The organism is Actinomadura verrucosospora, assembly GCF_039540335.1.
Taxonomy (GTDB): Bacteria; Actinomycetota; Actinomycetes; order Streptosporangiales; family Streptosporangiaceae; genus Spirillospora; species Spirillospora verrucosospora.
In genome coordinates this window covers 1-8982 of sequence record NZ_BAABEV010000086.1, presented here as the reverse complement: position 1 = coordinate 8982, position 8982 = coordinate 1, and the positions used below count along the sequence as shown (strand labels likewise).

Sequence of the window (8982 nt, the reverse complement as noted above, 5' to 3'; positions counted from 1 at the left end):
AGGCGGCGCGCGGCGGCGGCCATGGGGTGGCGGGCGGCCTGCTCGGCGAGGGTCATCGCGGCGGCGGCGGCCTCGAACGCGCCGGCGGTGGCGGGGTTGGCCGCGGCGGCGGCGCGGACCTCGGTGACGGCGCGCTCGGCGGCGGCGCGGGCGGCCTTGACGGCGGCGTCCCGTGCGGCCTGCTCGGCGGCCCTCATCACCGGCGTCCCGGACGCCTGCGCCAGGATGCGGTCGGCGGCGAGCGCGGCCGCGCCGCGGGCGGCGTCGCGGACCGGTTCGCTCGCGGTGGCGATGCGCGCGGCGGCCGGCGCCAGGCCGTCCCAGATCTCCTGCACCCGCCGGGCGGCCGCCTGGTCGGCGCGGTCGAGCCCGGTCGGCCGGTCGTCGTTGTCGCCGTCGTTGTCGCCCACGTGGTCGTCCACGGTCACGCCCCCTCATCGCGATCCCGCCCCAAATCACCATAACTGCCGAACAGTGCTGCCAGTTCCGGGCGACGTCCCCGCGAGCTCCGCAGCGCGCGGGGACGTCGCCCCCGGGGGCCGGGGTCAGCGGCCGCAGGACGGGCAGGGGGTGCGGGTGCGGCGGGCGTAGGCGCGGGCGGCGGCGGCCATGCCGGCGCCCCAGGCGAAGTAGGCGGGGACGGCGACCCAGAAGAACGCCTCGGGCAGGTCGAGGCCGCCGTCGGGCGGGAACGGGTTGCGGCCGTGCAGCCGCTCCCAGGTCATCTGCAGCAGCATCAGCCCGAAGTAGACGACCAGGCCGGCGGAGATCGCGGCGCCGGGCCACAGCACCAGCCGGCGCGGGACGCCGCGCCCGGCCGCGCCGGGCACCCAGCGCGGCCAGGTCCGCCCGAAGGGGTGGACGAGGGCGAGGGGCAGCAGGCAGCCGCCGAGCACGAACCCGGCCTCGAACAGCATCGCCGAGGCGCCGGCGGCCAGCGGCGACTCGGCGAACCCGACGACGGCCTGGGCGGCGATGCGGGTGAGGCATCCGGCGACGGCGAGGTAGGCGGCCGCGTACGCCCAGGCGGGTGTGCGGGGCAGGGCGCCGGCCGCGGCCGCGGGGCGCGCGCAGGCGCCGCAGGCCGGTCCGGTGCGGGTGCGCGCGGTGTAGGCGCGGGCGGACAGGGCCGTCATGGCCCCGGCGGCGACGACCGCGGCCCGCGACAGCGCGCCGAGCGGGTAGAACCCCAGGCCCAGGCCGGGCAGGACCGCGCCGACCGCGTCCAGCAGGAGCATCGCGCCGGAGGCGACCAGGCACGCCGCGGCGGCCCAGGCCGCGCCCGCCAGGGCCAGGCGCGCGGCGCGGGGCAGGCGGTCGGCGCGCGGGGACGCGAGGAGCGCCAGCACGAGAGCGGCGGCCCCGCACAGGCCGGCGCCCGCCCATCCGGTGAAGGCGACGAGGTCGGTGCCGATGGGCGACATGGCGTGGGGCCGGTGCCCGGCCGCCCAGTACGCGCGCAGCGCGCCGTAGGCGGTGACCCAGGCGAGCGCGGCCGCGGGCAGGCGGCGCCCCAGGGCGTGCGGCGGGAGGCGGGCGGCGAGCGTGGTGGCCATGGCGACGATCGTGGCCGCGGCGGGGCGGGCGGGGCCTCCCCGCCGCGGCCGAGACCGCTCCCCCGCGCGGGGGAAGAGACGGCCAGCCGAGCCGTCCCCTCACCCACTGGGTTCGTGTGCCGTCGCGGGTTGTTCCGGCTCCCCTGGTCAGACGGTCAGGCCCGGAAGGGCCGAGCCGTGCCGCCGAGCCGTTGCCGTCGGGCGGGTCATTGGGCGGTGTAGCCGCCGTCGACGGGGAGCGCGACGCCGGTGACGTAGCCGGCGCCGGGGCTGCACAGCCACAGCACGGCCTGGGCGATCTCCTCGGCGGTGCCGAGCCGGTCGATGGCCTGGCCCGTTTCGGCTCGGCCGCGGTCGAGTTCCCCGGCGGCGACCATGGCGTCGACCATGGGGGTGCTGATGGTGCTGGGGCAGACGGCGTTGACGCGGACGCCGCGCGGGCCGTACTCGAGGGCGGCGCTCTTGGTCAGGCCGATGACGCCGTGCTTGGTGGCGTGGTAGGCGGCGCGGGCGGCGGCCAGGCCCATGCCGGAGGAGGCGCCCGTGACGAAGGCGACCTGGGCGGTGAAGTCGTAGGTCGGGTTCATGAGGTGCCTCTCGTGACGAGAACGGTCAGGTGGGCGGGGCGGCGGCGTACTCCTCGTCGGTGACGGGGGCCAGCCAGTGGACGACGTCGTGGTCGGCGTCGCCTTCGTTGATGGCCAGGTGGACCATGAGCCGGTTGGGTGCGGCGCCGTGCCAGTGCTCCTCGTCGGCCTCGAACAGCACGCGGTCGCCGGGCCGGATGACCTCGACGGGGCCGCCCCGGCGCTGGCACAGGCCGATCCCTTCGGTGACGAAGACGGTCTGGCTCAGCGGGTGGCGGTGCCAGTGGGTGCGCGCCCCGGGCATGAAGTGCACCAGGTTGGCGCTGACGCGGGACGGGGCGGGCGCCGCGGCGACGGCGTCGATGTAGACGTCGCCGGTGAACCAGTCCGCGGGGCCTTTGGCGGTGTCGATGGTGCTTCGCGTGATCTGCATGGCCGTTCCTTGTCTGCGGGTGGTGTCAGGGCTGGAGGAGTGCCTTGACGGCGCGGCGCTCGTCCATGGCCCGGTAGCCCTCGGCGACCTGGTCGAGGGGGAGGGTGAGGTCGAAGACGGGGCCCGGGTCGATCCGGCCGGTCAGGACGAGGTCGATCAGGTCGGGCAGGTAGCGGCGCACGGGGGCGGGGCCGCCGCGCAGGCCGACGTGGGAGAAGAACAGCTCCTGCCCGTCGAGCTCGACGCCGTGGGGGACGCCGACGAAGCCGACGTCGCCGCCGGGCCGCGCCGCGTGCAGGGCCTGGCGCATCGCCTCGGCGGTGCCGACGCATTCCAGCACGCTGTCGGCGCCGATCCCGCCGGTCAGCTCCTTGATCCGGGCCACGCCCTCCTCGCCGCGCTCGGTGACGACGTCGGTCGCGCCGAACGCGCGGGCGAGCTTCTGACGCGGCTCGTGCCGGGACATGGCGATGATCCGCTCCGCGCCCATCTCCCGGGCGGCGATCACCGCGCACAGGCCGACCGCGCCGTCGCCGACGACCACGGCGGTGGAGCCGGGCCTGACCTCGGCGGCGTCGGCGGCCCACCAGCCGGTGCCCATCACGTCGGAGACGGCCAGCAGCCCCGGCCAGAACTTCTCGTCGGGCGGGCCGTCGGTGGCCACCAGGGTGCCCTGGGCGTTGGGGATGCGGACGTAGTCGGCCTGGCAGGTGCTCATGAACTCCCGGTTCAGGCAGTTCGACTGGAAGCCGTTGCGGCAGTTCGCGCAGGTGTTGTCGGAGGTCGCGAACGACCCGACGACGAACTGGCCCGGCTTCACCGAGGTCACCTCGGATCCGACCTCCTCCACGAAGCCGACGTACTCGTGGCCCATCGGATGGGCCGCGTCGGTCGGCTCGGCGCCGCGGTAGGGCCACAGGTCCGAGCCGCACACGCAGGTGACCGCGGTGCGGATGACCGCGTCGGCGGGGTGGAGGATCTTCGGGTCGTCCAGGGTCTCGAAACGGATGTCGCCGGGGGCGTGGATCACTGCTCCGCGCATGGGAAGGTTCCTTTGCTTTCACGGCGCGGCCGCGCCAGAGGTGCGGGCGGGCGCCTGGTGCGGTCCTTTGCCCGGCGGGCCGGGTGGCGAACCACGCTGGGGCCGGGCGCGGGGCCCCTGCCGTCACGTGCTTGACCTGCGGCGGGAGCACCACGCCTCCCAGGTAACCGTGTCTCGGAGCGCGTAGCGAGGCACCGTCGAAGGGTGTACCGGCAGTACATGGCTGCGGCCGCGGGCAGCGCGTAACGTCGAGGTGTGGACAACCGTGAAGAGGTCCGCGAGTTCCTGACCTCGCGGCGCGCGAAGATCACTCCTGGGCGGGCGGGGCTGCCGCCGGGTTCCCGGCGCCGGGTGCCGGGGCTGCGCCGCACGGAGGTCGCGGCGCTGGCCGACATGAGCGTGGAGTACTACGCCAAGCTGGAACGCGGCAATCTCGCGGGCGTCTCCCCGGCGGTCCTGGAGGCGCTCGCCCGGGCGCTGCGGCTGGACGACGCCGAACGCGCCCATCTGCTGAACCTGGCTCAGGCCGCCGACGGCACCGAGGCCCTCACCCGTCCCCGCCGCCGCCCCAAGGGGCAGTGGAAGCCGCACCGGAGCCTGCAGTGGGCGCTGGACGCCGTCACGGCGGGGCCGGCGTTCGTCCGCAACGGCCGCATGGACATCGTCGCCGCCAACCAGCTCGCCCGCGCCTTCTACGACGACGTCTACGCCACTCCCGGCAACCAGGCGAACCTGGCGCGCTTCACCTTCCTGGACCCCGCCGCGCGCCGCTTCTACCCCGACTGGGACCTGGCCGCCGACATCACCGTCGCCATCCTGCGCACCGAGGCGGGCCGCAACCCGCACGACAAGGATCTGCACGATCTCGTCGGTGAGCTGTCCACCCGCAGCGACGGGTTCCGCACCCGCTGGGGCGCCCACGACGTGCGCCACCACGGCAGCGGCACCAAGCGGTTCCACCACCAGGTCGTCGGCGACCTCACGCTCGCCTACGAGGGTCTGGAGATGGCCGCCGAGCCGGGTCTCACCCTGACCATCTTCACGGCCGAGCCCGGGTCCGCCTCCGAGGAGGGCCTGCGCCTGCTCGCCTCGTGGGCCGCCACGCCCCAGACCTCCTCCCCCGCGCCGCGCTCGGGCGCCTGACCGTCCCCGGACTGGAACGCGTCCGCCGCGCCTGCCACCGGACCCGTCGATGGTCCGGCGGCAGGCGCGGCGGGGTCAGCGGCCGCGGACCCGGTAGGTCCGCACGGACAGAGGCGCGAACACCGCGAGCAGGAGCAGCGCCCAGCCGATCGTGGCGGGGACGGGATGGGCGAGGGGCCAGGCCAGGTCGCCGGCGGGCGCGCCGGGGTTGCCGAACAGTTCACGGCAGGCGGCGGTGAGGGCGCTGACGGGATTCCATTCGGCGATGACCTGCAGGACCTTCGGCATGCCGCCGGTGGGGACGAAGGAGTTGGACAGCATGGTGACCGGGAAGACCAGGGGGATGAGCTGGTCGGCGGTCTGCTCGTTCTTCACCACCAGGCCGAGGTAGCAGCCGGCCCAGCTGAGCGCGTACCGCATCAGCGCCAGCAGCAGGAAGGCCTCGGCGGTCTGCCAAAGGCCGTTGTGGGCGCGCCATCCGACGACCAGACCGGCGGCGGCCATGATGACCATGGCGAGGACGCCGTTGAGGATCTCGGCGCCGGTCTGCCCGAACGGGACGGCGGAGCGGGCCATGGGCATGGAGCGGAACCGGTCCATGACGCCGCGGGAGGCGTCGGTGGCGACGCGCATGGTGACGGCCATGGTGGAGGTGAAGGTGACCATGGCGAACAGGCCGGGCATCAGGTACTCGCGGTAGTTTCCCCCGCCGGGGACGGAGATGGCGCTGCCGAACACGTACCCGAACAGCACGACCATGACCGCGGGGAAGATCAGGGCGGCGATGAGCTCGCCGGGTTCCTGGCGGATGCGGCCGAGTTCGCGGCCGATGAGGGTGAGGCCGTCGGCGAGGGCCCAGCGCAGGCGTCCGGCGCGGGAGTCGGGGGCGGTGAGGGCGGTCATCGGACGGTCTCCTGGCTGCGCTCGGCGGGCTCGGCGGCGCGGACCGCGCCCGTCTCGGAGGTGTCGGTTTCAGGGGTGTCGGGGCCTGGGGTGCTGGGGGTGCCGGTGGCGGGGGTGGCGGGGGTGCTGCCGGTGAGGCGCAGGAACACCTCGTCGAGGGTGGGGCGGCGCAGCCCGACGTCGCCGACGGTGATCCCGGCGCGGTCGAGTTCGCGGACGACGTCGGCCAGGCGCACCGAGCCGGCGGTGAGCGGCACCGAGAGGCGTTCGCCTTCCAGGGCGGGGTGGCTGCCGGTGAGGGTGCGCAGGAGCGCGGCGGCGCGGCCGGCGGCGGCGGGGTCGTCCAGGACGACGTCGAGGCGGTCGCCGACGGAGGCCTTGAGGCGGTCGGGGGCGCCGGTGGCAATGACGCGGCCGTGGTCGACGACGGCGATGTCGTCGGCGAGCCGGTCGGCCTCGTCCAGGTACTGGGTGGTGAGCAGGACGGTGGTGCCCTCGGCGACCAGGCCGCGGACGGCGTCCCAGATCTCGCCGCGGCTGCGGGGGTCCAGGCCGGTGGTGGGCTCGTCCAGGAACAGCACCTGGGGCCGCAGGATCAGGCTGGTGACCAGGTCGAGGCGGCGGCGCATCCCGCCGGAGTAGCCGGCGACCTGCCGGTCTGCGGCGTCGGCGAGCCCGAACCGCTCCAGCAGCTCGTCCGCGCGGCGGCGGGCCTCGCGGCGGGGCAGGTGGTAGAGGCGGCCGAACATGCGCAGGTTGCCGCGTCCGGTGAGCTTCTCGTCGACGGCGGCGTACTGGCCGGCCAGGCCGATGCGGGCGCGGACGCGGTCGGGGTCGCGGGCGACGTCGTGGCCGGCGATGCGGGCGTGCCCGGCGTCGGCGTCGGCGAGCGTGGCCAGGATCCGCACGGCGGTGGTCTTGCCCGCGCCGTTGGGGCCGAGGACCCCGCAGACCGTGCCGGCGGGGACGGCCAGGTCGAGGCCGTCCAGGGCCTGGGTGTCGCCGAAGCGCTTGCGCAGCCCCTCGGCGAACACGATCGGTTCGTCGGTCACAACCCCTCCTCTGGGTACGTTGTACGCAGCTACGGTAGACAACTGAGTACGACGTACGCAACTAGGATGCTCGGGAGAGTCACGAGGAGGTCCGTTGACAGGCGGCGAGCAGCACGTCAGCATCTGGTCGGTCCCCGAGCGGCAGGGCCGGGGGCCGCGCCCCGCCTACAGCCGCGCCCAGATCACCGAGGCGGCGATCCGCATCGCCGACGCCGAGGGGCTGGAGGCGGCCTCGATGCGCCGCATCGCCGCCGACCTGGGCACCGGCGCGATGTCGCTGTACCGCTACGTGCCCTCCCGCGACGACCTGATCGACCTGATGGTCGACCACGTCCTGCTGGAGATGGACATCCCCGACCGGCCGAGCGGCGACTGGCGCGCCGACCTGACGCTGATCGCCGAGAACACCCGCGCGGTGTGGAGCGGCCACGCCTGGCTGGTGGGCCTGCACCGGCCGCGCGCCACGTTCGGCCCCAACCGGCTGCGGCTGCTGGAGTTCGCCTCCGGCGCCCTGGACGTCGGGATCCCGATCGACGACATCCTCATCCTGCTGGACATGCTGAACGGCTACGTCGAGCGCACGGTGCGCGGCGAGATCGAGTGGATGCGCGAGATGCGCCAGAGCGGGATGACGCCCGAGCGCTGGATGATGCAGAGCGCCCCCTACGTCCGCGAGCTGCTCGACACCGGCAGGTACCCGATGTTCGAGCGGATCGTGAAGGACGCGCGGCTGCCCCACATGTCCGGCGACGAGCAGTTCCGGTACGGGCTGGAACGCGTCCTGGACTGCATCGCCGGCGCCCTGCCCGCCCGTTCCTGACCGCCCCGCCCCCTCGGGTCGGGCGGCCCGGTCGAGCGGGGCGGCGATCGGCGGGAGGGGGCGCATGAGCGGGGGCGGGCGGGGCACGAACCCGGCGAGGTGACGATTGCGTTCGGGCCGGCGCGGCCGGCCCGGGGGGCTCAAAGCCCGCAGCTCGTTCGTGATCGGAGGGGCACATGACCGTCGTTCCCACCCAGGAGACTCCGCGACCGGCCCTGCACAGCGGCCGGTGGCCGCTGCCGAGCGGGCGGGCCGCGGTGGCCGGCATCCGCGGGATCGTGCAGGGCGCCCTGCGCGTGTGGGGGCTCGGCCCGGCGTCGGCGAGCCTGACCGACCGGCTGGCGCCGCTGATCCAGGACGCGGTGGCGCGGGCGGGGGCGAGCCGGAGCGGGTCGCTGGTGCTGCGGCTGGAGCTGCACGAGCCGGTCCGGCTGCTGCTGGGCGAGATCCTGCGCCCCGGCGACGCGCCCGGCGGGGAGGTGGGCGGGGAAACCGAGCGCGGCCGCAACGTCGCCGCGATCGCCGTCACCTACGGCAGGCGGCCCGTGCGCGGCGACGCGGGCGCCTGGTACGCCCACGCGTTCGTGTGGCCGCCCGCGCCGGGCCCGGCGCTCGGGGCGGAAGCGTTCGGGGGCCGCTGACCTGCGCGCGGCCGGGCCGCTCACCCCGGCGCGCGGCGGGGTGCGGCCGCGTCTCCCCGGCAGGAATCGAACCTGCGGCTTCCGGCTTCGGAGGCCGGCGCTCTGTCCGCTGAGCTACGGGGAGTCGGGGTCCCGCCCCCAGGGTGACAGCGGGGGCGGGACGGGAGACGCCGGTGGGATTCGAACCCACGTGAGACGGTTTTGCGGACCGCCGCCTGAACCGCTCGGCCACGGCGTCACGGGGGACCGGCCCTCGCGGACCGGAGAAGGGGATACGGAGAGAAGAGATACGGCGCCGCCCTCTCGCGGGGAGCGGACGGGGACGCCGGGGTCAGCGGGGCGTCCGGCCGGCGGGACGGGGCCGGGGCGCGGTGCGTGCGCGGCGACATCGGGTCATGTCCCGTCCCTCCCTTCCAACGCCGGGGCCCGTCCTCGCAGGGCCCGTGCGGGTGCCGTGCGATCAGACTGCCCTGCGCGGGGAGGCGCCGCAACGGGTTTTCCGCCCGGCGGGTTTCCACTGAGCGGAACGATGATGTCCGGCGTGCGCCGCGCCTGGCGAGGGTGGGAGTTTCTGTGCGGGCCCCCTTTGCGAGGAGGAACGATGGCGTTGCTCGACCCTGGTGCGTGGACCGGGAAGATCTTCGACGGCGGCTGGGCGGCGGCCGGGGACGGCGGCGTGTTCGAGGTGACCGAGCCCGCGACCGGCGGGACGCTCGGCACCCTGGGCGAGGCCCGCGCGGCGGACGCGGGACGCGCGGCGCGGGCCGCGGCGGCCGCACAGCGCGACTGGGCGGCCCGCACCTAC

Annotated in this window: 11 protein-coding genes and 2 tRNA genes; 4 read left to right on the top strand and 9 right to left on the bottom strand. The window is 75.5% G+C overall.

What is annotated here, in order from left to right; genetic code table 11:
- The 5 genes from ABD944_RS41745 to ABD944_RS41725 all read right to left on the bottom strand — a co-directional run.
- A partial coding sequence (locus ABD944_RS41745; protein ID WP_345187713.1) for a hypothetical protein occupies nucleotides 1–428 on the bottom strand: 428 nt, incomplete at its 3' end.
- 117 nt (nucleotides 429–545) lie between these two features.
- A complete protein-coding gene (locus tag ABD944_RS41740) occupies nucleotides 546–1556 on the bottom strand; it encodes a hypothetical protein (RefSeq protein WP_345187711.1) in 1011 nt (336 codons plus the stop codon).
- A gap of 206 nt (nucleotides 1557–1762) precedes the next feature.
- Nucleotides 1763–2143: an SDR family NAD(P)-dependent oxidoreductase gene (locus ABD944_RS41735; protein WP_345187709.1), complete on the bottom strand. Its 381-nt coding sequence runs from the start codon at nucleotides 2141–2143 to the stop codon at nucleotides 1763–1765.
- Nucleotides 2144–2168: 25 nt separating this feature from the next.
- Nucleotides 2169–2576: a (R)-mandelonitrile lyase gene (locus ABD944_RS41730; RefSeq protein ID WP_345187707.1), complete on the bottom strand. Its 408-nt coding sequence runs from the start codon at nucleotides 2574–2576 to the stop codon at nucleotides 2169–2171.
- Between the two features lie 25 nt (nucleotides 2577–2601).
- Nucleotides 2602–3618, bottom strand: coding sequence for a zinc-dependent alcohol dehydrogenase family protein (locus tag ABD944_RS41725; protein ID WP_345187705.1), 1017 nt, complete (start codon nucleotides 3616–3618; stop codon nucleotides 2602–2604).
- A gap of 255 nt (nucleotides 3619–3873) precedes the next feature.
- Between ABD944_RS41725 and ABD944_RS41720 the strand changes: the two genes are divergently transcribed.
- Nucleotides 3874–4761 (top strand): helix-turn-helix transcriptional regulator, encoded by an 888-nt coding sequence (locus ABD944_RS41720; RefSeq protein ID WP_345187702.1) that lies wholly within the window; start codon nucleotides 3874–3876, stop codon nucleotides 4759–4761.
- A gap of 75 nt (nucleotides 4762–4836) precedes the next feature.
- Here ABD944_RS41720 and ABD944_RS41715 read toward each other — a convergent pair whose 3' ends face one another.
- Both ABD944_RS41715 and ABD944_RS41710 read right to left on the bottom strand, forming a co-directional pair.
- On the bottom strand, nucleotides 4837–5664 hold the full coding sequence (locus ABD944_RS41715; protein WP_345187699.1) for an ABC transporter permease: 828 nt from the start codon (nucleotides 5662–5664) through the stop codon (nucleotides 4837–4839).
- Complete coding sequence (locus ABD944_RS41710; RefSeq protein WP_345187697.1) at nucleotides 5661–6716, bottom strand: ATP-binding cassette domain-containing protein; 1056 nt, start codon at nucleotides 6714–6716, stop codon at nucleotides 5661–5663. The genes ABD944_RS41715 and ABD944_RS41710 overlap by 4 nt, the downstream gene beginning before the upstream one ends.
- Before the next feature lie 94 nt (nucleotides 6717–6810).
- Here ABD944_RS41710 and ABD944_RS41705 point away from each other — a divergent pair, with 94 nt between their 5' ends.
- Together ABD944_RS41705 and ABD944_RS41700 are read left to right on the top strand one after the other, a co-directional pair.
- A complete protein-coding gene (locus ABD944_RS41705; RefSeq protein ID WP_345187693.1) occupies nucleotides 6811–7536 on the top strand; it encodes a TetR/AcrR family transcriptional regulator in 726 nt (241 codons plus the stop codon).
- 176 nt (nucleotides 7537–7712) lie between these two features.
- On the top strand, nucleotides 7713–8177 hold the full coding sequence (locus ABD944_RS41700) for a hypothetical protein (protein ID WP_345187691.1): 465 nt from the start codon (nucleotides 7713–7715) through the stop codon (nucleotides 8175–8177).
- Between the two features lie 51 nt (nucleotides 8178–8228).
- Here the strand turns inward: ABD944_RS41700 and ABD944_RS41695 are convergent.
- Both ABD944_RS41695 and ABD944_RS41690 read right to left on the bottom strand, forming a co-directional pair.
- A tRNA-Arg gene (locus ABD944_RS41695) sits at nucleotides 8229–8301 on the bottom strand.
- 41 nt (nucleotides 8302–8342) lie between these two features.
- Nucleotides 8343–8415: transfer RNA gene (locus ABD944_RS41690), tRNA-Cys, on the bottom strand.
- A gap of 363 nt (nucleotides 8416–8778) precedes the next feature.
- Here ABD944_RS41690 and ABD944_RS41685 point away from each other — a divergent pair.
- The coding region (locus ABD944_RS41685) for an aldehyde dehydrogenase family protein (protein ID WP_345187689.1) at nucleotides 8779–8982 on the top strand (204 nt) is incomplete at its 3' end.

Coding starts and splice junctions, on each gene's coding strand:
- ABD944_RS41740 (WP_345187711.1), bottom strand. CDS start 1,556: ATGGCCACCACGCTCGCCGCCCGCCTCCCGCCGCACGCCCTGGGGCGC.
- ABD944_RS41735 (WP_345187709.1), bottom strand. CDS start 2,143: ATGAACCCGACCTACGACTTCACCGCCCAGGTCGCCTTCGTCACGGGC.
- ABD944_RS41730 (WP_345187707.1), bottom strand. CDS start 2,576: ATGCAGATCACGCGAAGCACCATCGACACCGCCAAAGGCCCCGCGGAC.
- ABD944_RS41725 (WP_345187705.1), bottom strand. CDS start 3,618: ATGCGCGGAGCAGTGATCCACGCCCCCGGCGACATCCGTTTCGAGACC.
- ABD944_RS41715 (WP_345187699.1), bottom strand. CDS start 5,664: ATGACCGCCCTCACCGCCCCCGACTCCCGCGCCGGACGCCTGCGCTGG.
- ABD944_RS41700 (WP_345187691.1), top strand. CDS start 7,713: ATGACCGTCGTTCCCACCCAGGAGACTCCGCGACCGGCCCTGCACAGC.